The 15,685-nt window shown below is 28.3% G+C and carries 15 protein-coding genes, 3 tRNA genes and 1 pseudogene; 10 read left to right on the forward strand and 9 right to left on the reverse strand.

Annotated features, from left to right (window positions below; genetic code table 11):
• Positions 1-114: 114 nt before the first annotated feature.
• Complete coding sequence (locus tag AB0T67_RS05665; RefSeq protein WP_369219503.1) at positions 115-1,425, forward strand: S28 family serine protease; 1,311 nt, start codon at positions 115-117, stop codon at positions 1,423-1,425.
• A 104-nt stretch (positions 1,426-1,529) separates the two neighbouring features.
• Here the strand turns inward: AB0T67_RS05665 and AB0T67_RS05670 are convergent, their stop codons facing one another.
• From AB0T67_RS05670 to AB0T67_RS05685, 4 genes are all read right to left on the reverse strand, one after another.
• The gene (locus AB0T67_RS05670; RefSeq protein WP_369219504.1) at positions 1,530-3,506 is read right to left on the reverse strand and encodes a protein-disulfide reductase DsbD family protein; all 1,977 of its coding nucleotides are present in this window, start codon (positions 3,504-3,506) and stop codon (positions 1,530-1,532) included.
• Positions 3,507-3,524: 18 nt separating this feature from the next.
• Positions 3,525-3,971, reverse strand: a complete 447-nt coding sequence (locus AB0T67_RS05675) for a protein-disulfide reductase DsbD domain-containing protein (protein WP_271231417.1) — start codon at positions 3,969-3,971, stop codon at positions 3,525-3,527.
• Between the two features lie 147 nt (positions 3,972-4,118).
• A tRNA-Met gene (locus AB0T67_RS05680) sits at positions 4,119-4,191 on the reverse strand.
• 116 nt (positions 4,192-4,307) lie between these two features.
• Positions 4,308-4,380, reverse strand: a tRNA-Met gene (locus tag AB0T67_RS05685).
• Positions 4,381-4,611: 231 nt separating this feature from the next.
• Between AB0T67_RS05685 and AB0T67_RS05690 the strand changes: the two genes are divergently transcribed.
• The 5 genes and pseudogenes from AB0T67_RS05690 (at position 4,612) to AB0T67_RS05710 (ending at position 7,290) form a co-directional block, all read left to right on the forward strand.
• Entirely contained in the window at positions 4,612-4,776 is a 165-nt protein-coding gene (locus tag AB0T67_RS05690) for a Lacal_2735 family protein (RefSeq protein WP_271231416.1), read from the forward strand.
• Between the two features lie 14 nt (positions 4,777-4,790).
• Positions 4,791-5,192: a DUF2452 domain-containing protein gene (locus AB0T67_RS05695; protein WP_369219505.1), complete on the forward strand. Its 402-nt coding sequence runs from the start codon at positions 4,791-4,793 to the stop codon at positions 5,190-5,192.
• A 28-nt stretch (positions 5,193-5,220) separates the two neighbouring features.
• Positions 5,221-5,292 (forward strand): annotated as a pseudogene (locus AB0T67_RS12310) (DUF2256 domain-containing protein); the annotation flags it as partial.
• 53 nt (positions 5,293-5,345) lie between these two features.
• Entirely contained in the window at positions 5,346-6,839 is a 1,494-nt protein-coding gene (locus AB0T67_RS05705; protein ID WP_369219506.1) for a cryptochrome/photolyase family protein, read from the forward strand.
• A 25-nt stretch (positions 6,840-6,864) separates the two neighbouring features.
• Positions 6,865-7,290, forward strand: coding sequence for a hypothetical protein (locus AB0T67_RS05710; RefSeq protein WP_369219507.1), 426 nt, complete (start codon positions 6,865-6,867; stop codon positions 7,288-7,290).
• Here the strand turns inward: AB0T67_RS05710 and AB0T67_RS05715 are convergent.
• The 3 genes from AB0T67_RS05715 to folE all read right to left on the reverse strand — a co-directional run bounded on the left by AB0T67_RS05715 (position 7,270) and on the right by folE (position 8,988).
• Entirely contained in the window at positions 7,270-7,701 is a 432-nt protein-coding gene (locus AB0T67_RS05715; protein WP_369219508.1) for a hypothetical protein, read from the reverse strand. The genes AB0T67_RS05710 and AB0T67_RS05715 overlap by 21 nt on opposite strands.
• On the reverse strand, positions 7,701-8,225 hold the full coding sequence (locus tag AB0T67_RS05720) for a glutathione peroxidase (RefSeq protein ID WP_369219509.1): 525 nt from the start codon (positions 8,223-8,225) through the stop codon (positions 7,701-7,703). The genes AB0T67_RS05715 and AB0T67_RS05720 overlap by 1 nt, the downstream gene beginning before the upstream one ends.
• Before the next feature lie 64 nt (positions 8,226-8,289).
• Entirely contained in the window at positions 8,290-8,988 is a 699-nt protein-coding gene (folE, locus tag AB0T67_RS05725) for a GTP cyclohydrolase I FolE (protein WP_369219510.1), read from the reverse strand.
• A gap of 234 nt (positions 8,989-9,222) precedes the next feature.
• On the opposite strand from folE, the gene AB0T67_RS05730 reads away from it, so the two are divergent.
• Positions 9,223-9,984, forward strand: coding sequence for a CDP-alcohol phosphatidyltransferase family protein (locus tag AB0T67_RS05730; protein WP_271231409.1), 762 nt, complete (start codon positions 9,223-9,225; stop codon positions 9,982-9,984).
• A 50-nt stretch (positions 9,985-10,034) separates the two neighbouring features.
• Here AB0T67_RS05730 and AB0T67_RS05735 read toward each other — a convergent pair.
• A tRNA-Met gene (locus tag AB0T67_RS05735) sits at positions 10,035-10,107 on the reverse strand.
• 137 nt (positions 10,108-10,244) lie between these two features.
• Between AB0T67_RS05735 and era the strand changes: the two genes are divergently transcribed.
• A complete protein-coding gene (gene era, locus AB0T67_RS05740) occupies positions 10,245-11,126 on the forward strand; it encodes a GTPase Era (RefSeq protein ID WP_369219511.1) in 882 nt (293 codons plus the stop codon).
• Here era and AB0T67_RS05745 read toward each other — a convergent pair.
• Entirely contained in the window at positions 11,123-11,629 is a 507-nt protein-coding gene (locus AB0T67_RS05745) for a GTP-binding protein (protein WP_271231407.1), read from the reverse strand. The two genes, era and AB0T67_RS05745, sit on opposite strands and share 4 nt — an antisense overlap.
• Positions 11,630-11,729: 100 nt before the next feature.
• Here AB0T67_RS05745 and der point away from each other — a divergent pair, with 100 nt between their 5' ends.
• Together der and AB0T67_RS05755 are read left to right on the forward strand one after the other, a co-directional pair.
• Positions 11,730-13,034, forward strand: coding sequence for a ribosome biogenesis GTPase Der (gene der, locus AB0T67_RS05750; protein ID WP_271231406.1), 1,305 nt, complete (start codon positions 11,730-11,732; stop codon positions 13,032-13,034).
• Between the two features lie 255 nt (positions 13,035-13,289).
• Positions 13,290-15,683: a GAF domain-containing protein gene (locus AB0T67_RS05755; protein WP_369219512.1), complete on the forward strand. Its 2,394-nt coding sequence runs from the start codon at positions 13,290-13,292 to the stop codon at positions 15,681-15,683.
• Positions 15,684-15,685 lie beyond the last annotated feature (2 nt).

Genomic DNA, 15,685 nt, shown 5'->3' on the forward strand with positions numbered 1-15,685 from the left:
ACAAACATTATTATACAGTATCTTTATAAAGAATAATATAAGCTAAAATATAGTTAATATAGTATAATACCAAATACGATAAAGCCTGTATTTTTAGCGAAAACAAGAACCAAAATGAAAAAAATACAATTATTTCTTCTACTATCTTTAGCCATTTTTGCATCATGTAAAACAACTAAAGAAAGTAAAATCGTATCATTTAAAGAAAAACTACAAAGTACTTTTCCTAAAGCACAAATAGACTCTATTGAAGCTAAAGACCATTTTACAGAAGCGTACAAAGTTGTTTTAAAACAAAATTTAAATCCTAAAAATCCTTCTGAAGGAACATTTGACCATTATATGTATGTTTCACATGCAAATTATAAGAGTCCTACTGTTTTAATTACAGATGGTTACGACTCATGGAACAGAACTACTGAACTAAGTAAAGTATTCAAATCTAATCAAGTGATTGTTGAGTACAGAATGTATGGTAAATCAAGACCTGATTCTATTCCTTGGAAATACTTAACTAATGATAATGCTATTGAAGATTATCATAATATTGTTACTAAACTTAAAAGTGTTTATAACGGTAAATGGTTATCATCAGGAATTAGTAAAGGTGGAGAAACTACTTTAATTTACAAAGCTAAATATCCTAATGATATTGATGTTGCTGTGCCTTATGTTGCACCATTAATTAATACCTTAGAAGATCCAAGAACTAATGAATTAATTAATTCTGTTGGTAGTGATGAATGTAGAGCTGATATCAGAAAATATCAAAGAGCTGTTTTAAATAACAGAAAAGAAGTTTTAGCATTATTAGCAACTTATGCTAAAAATAAAAAATTAAATTTCACTGAACTTTCTCAAGAAGAAGCTTTAGAATATGCTGTATTAGAATTTCCTTTTTCTTTCTGGCAATGGGGTAGCGGAAAATGTGAAGATGTACCTGCAGAAAATGCATCTGCAGAAGAATTATTTAACTATTTAGCTAAAATTTCTGGTTTTTATGTTTTTAGTGATGCTGGATACAAAAAACTTTTACCTTCTTTTTATCAACACATGAGAGAGTTAGGCTACTATGGTTTTGATTTAGAACCTGTAAAAGATTTATTAAAAGTTGTTAAAAGTAGTACTAATAGTAGGTTTGCCCCTAAAAATGTAGACTTAACTTACAATCCTTCTTATATTAAAGAAATTAGAAATATTATTGAAACAAAAGGAACTAACATTTTACATATTCAAGGTGCTAACGATCCTTGGGGTGCTTGTGGACCAACACCTAAAGAAGGAGTTGATGCTTTGAAAATGGTTTTAAAAGATGGTTCTCATACTACCAGAATTAAAGATTTTTCTGAAGAAGATCAACAAAAAATTTACGCTAAGTTACAAGCCTGGTTAGGTAAAGATGTAAAATTATATCCTTTAAAATAGGCTTATTTTTTATATTGATAAAATAATAATATTATTTACAAAAAAACACTTTAGAAATATCTAAAGTGTTTTTTATTTTATAGTATTTTTAAAATAATGTATTACTATTTTTTAAAATTTGAGATTCCTTCTGATAACCAATTATAATATTCAGCAGGATCTGGTGTATAAGAAACTGGATCAATTAAATTAGATTCGTCATGCGCCATTAATACATAAAAAGGTTGCGTATTTGCTTTATACTTTATAGTTTGTAATTCGCTCCACTTTTGACCTATATACTTTAACTTTTTTCCTAGGTTTAATTTAGACTCAACAACCTCATCATCTTTTAACTTTCTTTTATCATCAACATACAAAGAAATTAAAACTACTTTGGTTTTTAATACATCTAAAACATTAGGTTTTACCCAAACGTTTTGTTCCATTTTTCTACAATTTACACAAGCATGACCTGTAAAATCAATCATAACAGGTTTTCCTACTTTTTTAGCGTAGGCCAATCCTTTATCATAATCATGAAAAGAAATAATATCATGAGGAGGCATTAAATGTGCTCCTTCTGGTAAACCTGTATGTGTTTTTTCAGAATTAATAACTGAAACAACCTGTGTATTTTTCTTAGTAAACCCTACTCCGTATGGCGATTCACTATAATGTTGTGGCGGAGGAAAAGCACTAATTAAATTTAAAGGTGCACCCCATAAACCTGGTAACATATATATAGTAAAAGCTCCTACAATTAAAGCTAAAAATAATCTTCCTACAGAAATATGAGTTTGAGAATCATCATGTGGTAACTTAATTTTACCTAATAAATACAATGCTAAAGCTCCGAATATTGCTATCCAAATAGCAATAAAAACTTCTCTTTCAAATAAATGTAATTGTAAAACTAAATCGGCATTCGATAAAAATTTAAAAGCCAAGGCTAATTCTAAAAATCCTAAAACTACTTTTACTGTATTTAACCATCCACCCGATTTTGGTAATGAATTTAACCAACCTGGAAACATTGCAAATAATGCAAATGGTATTGCTATTGCTGAAGAAAAACCTAACATACCAACAATAGGTGCGATACCTCCTTTTGATGCAGACTCTACTAATAATGTTCCTACAATTGGTCCTGTACATGAAAACGATACAATTGCTAAAGCCAATGCCATAAAAAAGATACCAATTAAACCACCTCTATCTGCTTGAGAATCTACTTTAGTAGCCCAAGAACTTGGCAATGTTATTTCAAAAGCACCTAAAAATGATACTGCAAAAATTACTAATATCAAAAAGAAAGCGACATTAAACCATACATTTGTTGACAACGCATTTAAAGCATCGGCACCAAAAATACCCGTTACTACACTTCCTAATAATACATATATTCCAATTATTGATACTCCATAAATAATAGCATTTCTAATTCCTTCAGCTTTACTTTTACTTTGTTTGGTAAAAAAGCTTACTGTCATTGGAATCATTGGAAAAACACAAGGCGTTAACAAAGCTGCAAATCCTGATAAAAAAGCAATAAAAAAGATAGCTATCATTCCTTTTTTATCTTTCTTATTAGTATTAGTTGATTTATTAACCTCTGAAATATTTTGTTTTTTTACAATAGCTTTCGTTAAATCAAAAACTAAATCGATTTCTTTTGGAGGTAAACATTGCTCATCTGTACAAGCAATAAATTCGACAAAAGCATTAATTGTTTTTACAGTAGGATCAGTTAAGTCTATTTCTTGCTTAAAAACTGCTTTATAAGCAAATGACTTAATAGACATTCCTTCGTCATTAAATAGTTTTGTAAACTTAATTTTTCCTTTAGGTTCTTCTGTCTTTCCTATTAATTTTATCTTATTTTCTTTATCATTATAAAAAAAAGTTGTCGGAATTGGCCCTCCTTTAGGTACTTCTTGAGAATATAAGCTCCAACTCTCTTTAATTGTAGCTTCTGTAATTAATTTATATTTTGAATCAGTTATCTTTTCTACTTTGGTCTTCCATTGAATAGGATTAAATATCTGAGCTGTTACTGATAAGTTTATCAATAAGACAAAAAATATGCATATTTTTTTCATATAAATTTATTATGGGGGTTAATTAACTTGAAAAGACAAAGCTACCTCTTCAGGAGGCAAACAACTTTCATTAGAACAAACCATATATTCAACAGTTCCTTTTATGATAAATTTTTCATTTGTATTTAATCTAATTCGTTGTTTAAATACTGCTGTATTATTAAAATACTTAATACTCATTGCAAATATTTCATCATTTACAATATGCCCTTCTTCCTCTTCAGTATTTCCTTTTTTAATATAACGTTGATCTCCTCTAAAAGAGAACGAAGTTGCTACAGGACCTCCTTCTTCCATTTTTTGAGAATAAATATGCCATTCATCCTCTAGAGTTACTATCGCTATTAATTCAATTTCTTCTTCTGATATTTTTTCTACTGCAGTAGTCCATTTTACAGGGTTATCCATTTGTCCGTAAGAAAAAACACTTACGAAAAATATTGCGATTGTCAGTAATTCCCTCATTATCATTTAATTAATAGTTGTATTGATATTTTCTGTAAAAATAACATCTTTCTACATCAAATACGATTACATCAAAAAAAAATTTGCAGTTATTTTGAAAATTTAACAAAAAAAAAGAGTAATCATTGCTGATTACTCTTTTTATAGTAGCGGGAACTGGACTCGAACCAGTGACCTTCGGGTTATGAGCCCGACGAGCTACCTACTGCTCTATCCCGCGATTTGTGAGTGCAAATATACAACCTTTTTCTATTACGTAATAAAAAAAATGTTTTTTATTTATTTTATTTTACGCACAAAAAAAGCTTCACATTTCTGTGAAGCTTTTGAGTTTAGTAGCGGGAACTGGACTCGAACCAGTGACCTTCGGGTTATGAGCCCGACGAGCTACCTACTGCTCTATCCCGCGATTTCGAGTGCAAATATACGTTCTTTTATTCTAGTTAACCTAATAAATACAGTTTTTTTAAATATTTTTTTTTGATAAAAATAAAAGCGTAAAAAAGCAGTCTAACAATAGTTTACATCATTAGAAACTATTTACCCTGATGTTTTGTTTAACAAATTATAAAATTAATTAAACATTTATTATCTTTATAAAATAATTAATCAGAAATATAACTATAAAACCTAATAAAAAATGTTTGGAATATTTAAAAAGAAAACAGAAAAAGAAAAACTTCAATATCAATATGAAAAACTTTTAAAAGAAGCACATACACTATCTACAACAAATAGAAAAATGAGTGATAAAAAAAGTTTTGAAGCAGAAGAAGTTATGCTAAAAATAGAAAAACTTAATTAATACCATTTTATAAAATGACTAAAAATAAAAAACCTGATAATGTAGTTTTTAATACAGAAACTCAAAAATACGATGCCTATCTTAAACCTTACGCAACATCTGTTGGAGCACCTGTAATTACAACGACAGATAGTATGGCTTGGAAAAATAGAAGCATCAATAAAATAAATCATAAAGTAGCTACACAGTACTTAGAGTTAAAAGTAGCCTATGATAAAATGATGGAAGATTTTGAATACAACAAACTTATTTTTGAAGCAAAATTTACTTTTGAACCAATTATAGGACAAATTTATCATCTTTATAAAAGAGATAATGGTGAATCATTTCTTTCGATTATAGCACCAGAAGAATGTACTTTTAACTCATTAGGCAGTTTTTATTTAAATGTTGATCAAATATGGGAAAAAGTGTAATAGCAAAAAAAATTATGAATTTAAAAAAATGAAAAAGCAACATCTCCCTCAAAAAATATGTCTAGTATGTAAACTACCCTTTACATGGCGTAAAAAGTGGTAAAAAAACTGGAATGAAGTAAAATATTGCAGTCAACGTTGTCGAAAGAAAAAATGAAACAAGTTAATCTAGTATTCCCTCATCAATTATTTCAAAACTCTCCTATTTTTGAAAATAATACTCGTATATATATTATTGAAGAATATTTATTTTTTAAGCAATACTCTTTTCATAAACAAAAAATAGCATTTCATAGAGCCACTATGAAGCACTATGCCAATTACATTAGTAATATTAAAAATATCGAAATATATTATATTGAAAGTATTAACCCCATTTCTGATATAAGAATATTAATTCCTTATTTAAAAAACAAAAATATTACTCAGATTAATTATATAGATACAACAGATAATTGGCTTGAAAAAAGAATAAAAAAAGGATGTTCAGAGAATAATATTACAACTAAAATATACAAATCACCTTTATTTATAAATACAAAAGAAGAGTTAACAAGCTTCTTTAAAAAGGATAAAAAAAAATACCATCAAACAACTTTTTATACTGAACAACGAAAAAAACGTAATATACTTATAGAACCTGACGGAACACCTACAGGTGGAAAATGGACTTTTGATACCGAAAACAGAAAAAAATATCCTACAAAAAAAACACCTCCTGCAATTCAATTTCCTAATACAGATAGTTATTATAAAGAAGCGATACAATATGTACAAACTCACTTTTCTTCTAACTTAGGAAACTTAACAGAACACTCATTATATCCAACTGATTTTAAAAACACAAAACAGTGGTTTATTCAGTTTTTAGAACAACGATTTTTAGAATTTGGAACATACGAAGATGCTATTGTTGCAGAAAATTCAATACTTAATCATAGTGTATTAACTCCTATGCTAAACGTAGGATTGATAACGCCTAATGAAATTATAGAAACCTGTCTAACCTACGCAGAGGAAAACAATATCCCAATTAACTCTACAGAAGGTTTTGTTAGACAAATTATAGGTTGGCGAGAGTTTGTAAGAGGTGTTTATGAAACTAGAGGAAGTGAAGAACGCACTACTAACTTTTGGGAATTTAAAAAGAAAATACCCGCTTCATTTTATAACGGAACTACAGGCATTTCTCCTATCGATAAAACGATAAAAAAAGTATTACAAACTGGCTATTGTCATCATATAGAACGTTTAATGATATTAGGTAATTTCATGATGCTTTGCGAATTTGACCCTGATGAAGTATATAAATGGTTTATGGAACTTTTTATTGATGCTTACGACTGGGTAATGGTTACCAATATTTACGGAATGAGTCAGTTTTCAGATGGTGGATTAATAGCTACAAAACCTTATATAAGTGGTAGTAACTACATCATTAAAATGAGTAATTATAAAAAAGGAGAATGGCAAACTGTTTGGGATGGGCTATTTTGGAGGTTTATGCACATACATCGTAATTTCTTTTTATCAAATCCAAGATTAGGAATGCTCGTACGTATGTTTGATAAAATGCCTATCGAAAAACAACAAATACACATAAATAATGGTGAAAAATATTTAAGAAATTTAGCTATTTCTCATTAAAATATAAATTAAAAACCCATAAATAATGTTATTTAATACAACTTATACTAATAAAAACTACATTACAGAAAGTAAACAAAAACTAGGAAAAGCTTTTTCTTTTTTTGATAAAATTAAAATCGGTGGTGTAGGATCTAGTCGATTTATTATAAAAGAATTAAGTACTAAACTACAACCTAAAGGCAACGAATTATATGCCATAAAATATGCTAATATTGAATTAAGACCAAAAGGAGTTATAATTCATTTCACTAATAAACTAGGACGTTATTCTTGGGTGATTCCTTACTATCGCATTGTTATATATAGTAATGAAACATTTAGCATACACGCTAACGGAAATTTTATTCAATTTAAAAAGAACAAAAATTATAAAGAAAATAAAAAATTTATCCAAAAAATGACAGACTTTAAAAACACTTTTTTAAACCTAAATTACTACGATGGATAATATTAAATTATTTATAAAATGATATAAAAATAATAATGTCCATAAAATAGTTCGTATCCAATTTTTATACACTAATTTTTTTAACATTTCTTCAGTAACAATTCCTTTTGAAATACGAGTGTGTATCGGTACAAATTGTAAAAAAGTAGACATCCATAATAATACTATAATTCCAAAAACTATAAGAGAATTACTATTAATATCAATAAAAAGCTGATATATAGAAAGAACCAATTGACCAAGCATCAATGGTATTACAATAGTACTAAAACGCGCCATGTACTTGGTGTGCCAAATAAGCAATTTTGAAGTTTTATAATATAAAAAACTTGGATATATAATACGTTGTACAATCCAAATTAAAACAACAAGTCCAAAATCTACTAAAAGTGTTATATTATCTAAAACCATTATAAATGCATTGTTATTCTTGAACTCATTGGCGTAGTAGTTGAGTAATAATAATCAATAAAATGTCCTGTATCATCTACTAGATACTTTTGAAAATTCCATTTTACATTCGAACTTTTAACTCCATTTTCAGCTTCAGAAGTAAGCCATTTATATAAAGGATGCTGATAATTTCCTTTAACTGCTACTTTTTCTGTTAGCAAAAAAGTAACTCCAAAATTCAACTCACAAAACTCTTGAATTTCTGATGCATTTCCTTTCTCTTGACTTCCAAACTGATTACAAGGAACACCAATAACTACAAGTTTATCGGCATACTTATCGCTTAAATCCTGTAATTCTTTATATTGCTTGGTAAAACCACACGAAGAAGCAACATTTACAAAAAGTAGTTTCTTTCCTTTAAATGCTGAAAGCAAAATTGGTTGTCCATTTAGGCCATTGATTGCTATATTATAAATCGATTCGGGATTTTTTTTAATAACAACACTTCCCGTTAATTTTGCTTTTGATATTCTTTTCATCGTTTTTTCTAATACAAATGATTAATTATTATTGATAAATAAAATTCAGAAAAAAGTAATAAAACTACTGATTTAAATAATTTTGTAACTCTGTAATTTTCTCTGATGTATTAAATACGCCACCATAAAAAGAAGTAACTGTAGCAGAAGCATCATCTTTTACTCCTCTAGATGAAACACATAAATGTTTTGCATCAATAATAACGGCAATATTCTCTGTATCTAAAATAGCTTTTAAATCTGTTGCTATCTGATTTGTTAAACGCTCCTGAACCTGAGGTCGTTTTGCATAATATTGTACAATTCTATTCAACTTAGAAATACCAATAACTTTACCTGAAGACACATACGCAATATGTGCTTTACCAATTATAGGTACAAAGTGATGTTCGCAATTAGAATAAAAAGTAATATTCTTTTCAACCAACATTTGGTTATATTGATATTTATTGTCAAATAATGCAATTTTAGGTTTATTAGCAGGGTTAAGTCCTGAAAACACTTCATCTATATACATTTTGGCAACCCTATTTGGAGTACCTTTTAAAGAATCATCTGTAAGATCTAAACCCATAACATCCATTATTTGGGCAAATAAATCAGAAATTTTCTCTTTCTTTTGATGATCAGATAACAAAAAAGCATCAGCTTTCATAGGAGTTTCTAAACCAGTGTACATATGGTCATCACCTATATCATCAATAGAAAAATTACTAATTATATTATCATTGTTAATCTGTATATTTTTTATTTTTGATTTCATATTTTCTCTGTATAAATATTCTTACTATTAAAAAATTAGATACAGTCAGTACTTTTAAGACTATTCAGCAAAGCTAAACAATTGTTTAATAAAAATACAAAAAGAGTAAACAAAAAAAGAAATACTAATATCAATTATATATTAAGCTATCGTATATTTGTCGCCCACTAAAAATATAAAACCTCTTTTTAGAATTAATTAACAATATAGTTTTCAAATTTTTCAAAATAAAATATGTCTAAATTACCTAAAGAATATAAATTTATAGATCTTTCTGACTACGGAAGACCAGTAGCAAGAATAATAGTTAATCAAATTAAAGAAACTTCATACACTCCTATTGATGTTACTATATGGTTTATCATTTCAGGTGTTACGGGAATCGCCTGTATACTATTAGGTTATTATTGGGCTGCTGCTTTTTTTTTACTATTTAAATCGATACTTGATGCAGCTGATGGAGAACTAGCTAGAGTAAAAAAAACACCTTCACATACAGGTAGATACCTTGATTCTGTTGCTGATATTATTTTAAACTTCTTTATTTTCGCAGCACTATGGTATATTACAGATACCTTTTTTGTCTATAGTTTTTTAGCCTTTTTAGCAATTCAATTACAAGGAACACTATATAATTACTATTACGTTATTCTAAGAAACAACGTTAATGGCGATACTACAAGTAGAATTTTTGAATACAATACACCAAAAGCTTTAAAAGGAGAAAAACAAAAAAATGTAAACCTTTTGTTCAAAATTTACAAAGCACTATATGGAATATTTGACAAAACAATTTATGCATTAGACTCAAATGCACCAGAAACAAAACGCTTTCCTAATTTATTAATGACAGCTTTATCTACCTTCGGACTTGGATTTCAACTACTAATTATAAGTTTACTATTAGTTTTAGGTTTAAAAGAATACATTGTTACATTTTTCTTGTGGTACTCTGTAATGATTCTCGTTTTTATAAGTATTCGAAAACTATTATAATTAACAGAAATAAAAAAAGCTTCACATTTCTGTGAAGCTTTTGAGCTTAGTAGCGGGAACTGGACTCGAACCAGTGACCTTCGGGTTATGAGCCCGACGAGCTACCTACTGCTCTATCCCGCGATTTCGAGTGCAAATATACGTTCTTTTATTCTAGTTAACCTAATAAAATAAACTTTTAAGTAAAATGTTTTTTAACTACTACAATAACAGCACTATAAAAAAATTAATTTCTAATTTAAACAGCTTATCTTTGCCAAATGACACATAAATCAGGATTTGTAAACATCATCGGAAACCCAAATGTTGGGAAATCAACTTTAATGAACGCTTTAGTTGGTGAAAAATTATCAATTATTACAGCTAAAGCACAAACTACTAGACATCGTATTTTAGGAATTGTAAATGATGATAATCATCAAGTTATTTTTTCTGATACTCCAGGAATTATAAAACCTGCTTATGAACTACAAAATTCAATGATGGATTTTGTAAAATCAGCGTTTGATGATGCCGATGTATTAATTTATATGGTAGAAGTTGGAGAAAAAGAATTAAAAAATGAAGCTTTTTTTAATAGAATAATCCACAGTGAAATTCCTGTTATTTTATTATTAAATAAAATTGACAAATCATCACAAGACGAAGTTGAAGAAAAAATAGAATACTGGAAAAATAAAGTACCAAATGCTTTTGTCTATGTAATTTCGGCTTTAGAAAAATTTAATGTGGATTCTGTTTTCACTAAAATTATAGAATTACTTCCTGAAGGTCCTGCTTTTTATCCGAAGGATCAATTAACAGATAAGCCTGAACGCTTTTTTGTCAATGAAAAAATACGTGAAAAAATATTAACACACTATAAAAAAGAAATTCCATATTCTATTGAAGTAGAAACCGAAGAATTTTTTGAAGAAGAAAATATCATCAAAATCCGTTCAGTTATTATGGTAGAACGTGATACTCAAAAAGGAATTATTATAGGACATAAAGGTACTGCGCTTAAACGAGTAGGTACAGAATCTCGTAAAGATTTAGAGGTGTTTTTTGATAAAAAAGTATTTTTAGAATTATATGTTAAAGTAAATAAAAACTGGCGTTCTAACGACAAACAGTTAAAACGTTTTGGATATAAAGACTAATTTATTTTCATCAATAATATTTTAGCAAAACTTTTTAATTCATCCATTTGCTTTTTACCTGTAGCCTTTCCTAAAGTTCCTACAAAATAAAATACTACCCATATAATTGGTAAAACAACCAACATTACTATGGGTAGTATTGCTGTTTTTTTTAGCGACCAATTACTATAAGCTACAACTCCGAAGATAAAAAAAGCAGTCGCTATTACGAAATGTAAGAACATAAAAAAAGTCCAAACTTGTGGTTTTGGACCAAATAACCCTTTTATTTTAGATGTTGTTTCTGTAACTTCCTCTACTTCCAACTGTAACTGAGGAGACCAAAAATGAGTTTCTTTATCAGGAACATCAATAATTACATGATTATCTACCACTTTCATTTTATAAGTTGTTTCATCAGATAAATGCTTTTTTATTTCATTAAGTAGCACTTCTGAATTCATTTGAAAATCAATTTGAAACCTTGGCTTTAAAAAAATTTGATTATATAATTTATCATCCATAGTATAAAGTTATTCTGCTACAATGTACTAAAAATTATAGTCTTTAAAATTCAGCTCATAATAGTAAGGTAAGTTGTATCTTTGCAAAAATTTTAGTATAATGAGTAGTATTGTAGCCATTGTTGGAAGACCGAATGTAGGTAAGTCCACTTTATTTAATCGTTTAGTACAACGTCGTGAAGCGATTGTTGATTCTGTAAGTGGAGTAACCAGAGATAGACATTACGGAAAATCTGAATGGAACGGAAAGGAATTTTCTGTAATTGATACTGGTGGATATGTTGTCGGATCTGATGATATTTTTGAAGGAGAAATACGTAAACAAGTGCAATTAGCTATTGAAGAAGCTGATATAATTATTTTTGTTGTTGATGTTGAACAAGGAATTACTCCTATGGATGCTGAAGTTGCAAAAATATTACGCCAAGTTAAAAAGCCTATTATTATGGCTGTTAACAAGGTAGATAATGCGATGCGTGATGCAGATGCAGTTGAATTTTATAACCTTGGTTTAGGAGGATATCACACTATTTCTTCAATAAATGGTAGTGGAACAGGTGAATTATTAGATGCCGTTGCTGAAGAAATTCCTTTTGAAGAAGAAGAAGAACAAAATGAACTTCCTCGTTTTGCAATTGTAGGACGTCCGAATGCAGGAAAATCGTCGTTTATTAATGCTTTAATTGGTGAAGATAGAAATATCGTAACTAATATTGCAGGTACTACGCGTGATTCTATTGATACGAAATACAATCGTTTTGGTTTTGAATTTAACTTAGTAGATACTGCTGGGATTCGTAAAAAATCGAAAGTAAAAGAAGATTTAGAATTTTACTCTGTAATGCGTGCAGTTCGTGCTATTGAACATTGTGATGTTGCTATTTTAGTTATTGATGCAACTCGTGATTTTGAAGGACAAGATGAAAAAATATTTTGGCTAGCTGAAAAGAATAAAAAAGGAATTGTAATACTTGTTAACAAGTGGGATTTGGTAGAGAAAGAAACCAATACCATGCGTGACTTTGAAGCAAAAATAAGACAGCAAATTTCACCTTTTAGTGATGTGCCAATTGTTTTTACTTCGGTATTAACAAAACAACGTATTTTTAAAGCTATTGAAACGGCTGTTGAAGTTTTTGAAAACAGAAAACGTCGTATTCAAACAAGTAAGTTAAACGAAACGATGTTAGAGATTTTAGAACAAAATCCACCTCCTGCAATTAAAGGAAAATACATCAAAATTAAATACTGTATGCAATTACCTACATACACGCCACAGTTTGCATTTTTTGCAAATTTACCGCAGTATGTTAGAGATCCGTACAGACGTTATTTAGAAAATCAACTTCGTCAGCATTATAACTTTAACGGAGTTCCTATTATTATATATTTTAGACAAAAATAATTTTTAGTCTAAAAAATACTTAAAGTAGTTTTTTCATTTTTTGAAAAAACTACTTTTTTTTGTGCTTATTTTATCATAATTTATTTGATGAAATATTAAATTAGTAACAATGCCTAGCCCCGATTGAAGCAATTGTTTGAGCTCTTTTTTTGATTTTTCTTCAAAAAAAAGCGAGTGCGGAAAGCGGGAAATTGCTTCTAAAAATTAATTGCCTACAATTTTATAAATTTGCAACATATTTAAGAAAATAATTTCATGGAAATTAGAAAACTAGACGCCTTTAAAGATATTGAACTGCCCTTACAACTAAATATTAGTTTTAAGAAAATATATAATATGCTTAAAGAATATGCTAGTAGCACAGCAAAAGAACATCCTTTTTATGCATCGGCTAACATAATTATAAAAAAAGTAGAAAAATATCCTGAACTAATTAACGGATTTTCTGACCTTTCATTGTTAAAAAAACATGAGGATATTATTGATGTTTTACTAGAAACACTGTTTCCTGAAATGTTAACATTGAACGAAATTAAGGCAGCCACTATTCCTTTTTCATTTACATCGTTTAAATTTACAAAACGTCTTGAAAATATTCTTGAAAATGCTGGAGAAGAATATGTTTTAAAAGTTAGAGATTTTGAAGATGATAAAATGTACATTATGGCATGTACTTTTATTTTAAATAGTGTTTACAAACAACCGATTGACCTAAAACGTCCATTTTTTTTTGATATTCCTGATAAAAACTTAGAGCTAATAAAACATTACAGAGTCGCTTTTAATGCTGATTTTATGGAAATTACTCGTTCAGAGAATGCTCCTGAAATTACTGAAGACGATATTAAAATTCTTATAAATAGTTATGATAATATCGCTATTTGGAAAGAAAAATTTCCGCCAAATAGTTATATTTTTAAAGGCTTTGGTATTATGAATTTATTTGATGTTACTGCCGACGAAAACATTTCATCAATAAGAACAACTTTACTACAAAAAGATGATGGTACTATTGTTGAAAAACTACGAAAAGAATTAAGCGAATTCTATAATATTAAAGATTTAAAAGTAGGTTTTTCAGTATTTGATAGTTCTAATTTATCATTAAAATCAACCCGTATTAAAAGAACGGAAAGCATCCTTTTATTTAAAAATGAAGACAAAATAGTATGTAGCACTTTTTTTTGTAACGATATAATTACAAAAGTTTTTAAAGAACAAAAAATAATTGCCATATCTGATGCAAAAAATTACGGCGATTCATCAAATGAAAATGAGTTTTCTAAAAGGTTAATAACTCAAAATATTGGAAGTATCTTATTAATTCCTATTAAAGCAAGTAACAATAACGACTTAGCATTATTAGAAATAGCTTCTCCAAGACCGTATGAATTAAACTCTGTAAATCAGCAAAAATTAAAAGATATTATTCCTGTTTTTAAAGTGGCTGTTAATCGCTCATCAGAAGAATATTTAAACATTTTAGAAGCCACTATACAAGAACATTACACCTCTTTACATCAAACTGTAAAATGGAAATTTTATGAAGCTGCCGAACAATATCAAGCCGATATTTACACAAAAAAAGAAAATGTAAAAATAGAACAAATAGTCTTTAAAGATGTGTATCCTTTGTATGGTCAATCAGATATAAAAGGCTCTTCTTTTGCTAGAAATGATGCTATTAAAGAAGACTTAATTACCCAACTTACCTTAGCTATTTCAGTATTAAAAAAAGCATGTATCTCTGAAAAACTACCTATTTATAATGAATTAATGTTTCGGGTAAATGATTATTTAAAAGATGTTGATGCAGGTTTAAAAGCTGGAGATGAAATTGGAATTTTAGACTTTTTAAAACGTGAAATTTATCCTGTTTTTAAACATATAAAAGAGCTAAATAATAATTTAACAGCTATTGTAAATACTTATATGAGTCGTTTAGACAGTAATTTACACGTTGTTTACGAAAAACGAAAAGCATACGAACAAAGCGTTACTTTATTAAATGATAAATTAGCAAAATTTATTGATTGTAAACAAGAAGATGCACAAGCAATGTTTCCGCATTATTTTGAACGCTATAAAACAGATGGTGTAGAATATAATATGTACATCGGGCAATCTTTAACTAAAGAGAAAAAATTCGATGAATTATATCTTTACAATCTTCGTTTATGGCAATTGAAAGTTATGTCCGAAATGGAAAACGTAGCGAATACAGCTCGTAAAGTTATGGAGCATGATTTACAAGTTGCTTCTTTAATATTGGTTCATAGCACACCTTTATCTATTAAATTTAGAATGGATGAAAAACAATTTGATGTAGATGGAGCTTATAACATTCGATATGAAATCATTAAAAAAAGAATCGACAAAGCTCATATAAAAGGGACGAAAGAACGACTTACTGTTCCTGGTAAAATTGCCATTGTTTATTCACAAGATAAAGATGCTAAAGAATATTCAAAATATATTAAATACCTACAATCTAAAAATTTGTTAGGCAAAGTCGAAATGCTACAATTAGAAGATTTACAAGGAGTTTCTGGTTTAAAAGCGCTACGTGTATCGGTTATTTATCAAACTAATTTTGACGATAAAGAAACAATTACTATTGATACTTTAATGAATGAATTTAATTCTTAAAA

Origin of the sequence: Tenacibaculum salmonis, assembly GCF_041053065.1 — a bacterium.
In the GTDB taxonomy this organism is placed as follows: Bacteria; Bacteroidota; Bacteroidia; order Flavobacteriales; family Flavobacteriaceae; genus Polaribacter; species Polaribacter pacificus_A.

Coding starts and splice junctions, on each gene's coding strand:
- AB0T67_RS05705 (WP_369219506.1), top strand. CDS start 5,346: ATGAAACAAGTTAATCTAGTATTCCCTCATCAATTATTTCAAAACTCT.
- der (WP_271231406.1), top strand. CDS start 11,730: ATGAGTAGTATTGTAGCCATTGTTGGAAGACCGAATGTAGGTAAGTCC.
- AB0T67_RS05755 (WP_369219512.1), top strand. CDS start 13,290: ATGGAAATTAGAAAACTAGACGCCTTTAAAGATATTGAACTGCCCTTA.
- AB0T67_RS05670 (WP_369219504.1), bottom strand. CDS start 3,506: ATGAAAAAAATATGCATATTTTTTGTCTTATTGATAAACTTATCAGTA.
- AB0T67_RS05730 (WP_271231409.1), top strand. CDS start 9,223: ATGTCTAAATTACCTAAAGAATATAAATTTATAGATCTTTCTGACTAC.
- AB0T67_RS05710 (WP_369219507.1), top strand. CDS start 6,865: ATGTTATTTAATACAACTTATACTAATAAAAACTACATTACAGAAAGT.
- AB0T67_RS05665 (WP_369219503.1), top strand. CDS start 115: ATGAAAAAAATACAATTATTTCTTCTACTATCTTTAGCCATTTTTGCA.
- AB0T67_RS05715 (WP_369219508.1), bottom strand. CDS start 7,701: ATGGTTTTAGATAATATAACACTTTTAGTAGATTTTGGACTTGTTGTT.
- AB0T67_RS05695 (WP_369219505.1), top strand. CDS start 4,791: ATGACTAAAAATAAAAAACCTGATAATGTAGTTTTTAATACAGAAACT.
- AB0T67_RS05675 (WP_271231417.1), bottom strand. CDS start 3,971: ATGAGGGAATTACTGACAATCGCAATATTTTTCGTAAGTGTTTTTTCT.
- AB0T67_RS05690 (WP_271231416.1), top strand. CDS start 4,612: ATGTTTGGAATATTTAAAAAGAAAACAGAAAAAGAAAAACTTCAATAT.
- folE (WP_369219510.1), bottom strand. CDS start 8,988: ATGAAATCAAAAATAAAAAATATACAGATTAACAATGATAATATAATT.
- AB0T67_RS05720 (WP_369219509.1), bottom strand. CDS start 8,225: ATGAAAAGAATATCAAAAGCAAAATTAACGGGAAGTGTTGTTATTAAA.
- era (WP_369219511.1), top strand. CDS start 10,245: ATGACACATAAATCAGGATTTGTAAACATCATCGGAAACCCAAATGTT.
- AB0T67_RS05745 (WP_271231407.1), bottom strand. CDS start 11,629: ATGGATGATAAATTATATAATCAAATTTTTTTAAAGCCAAGGTTTCAA.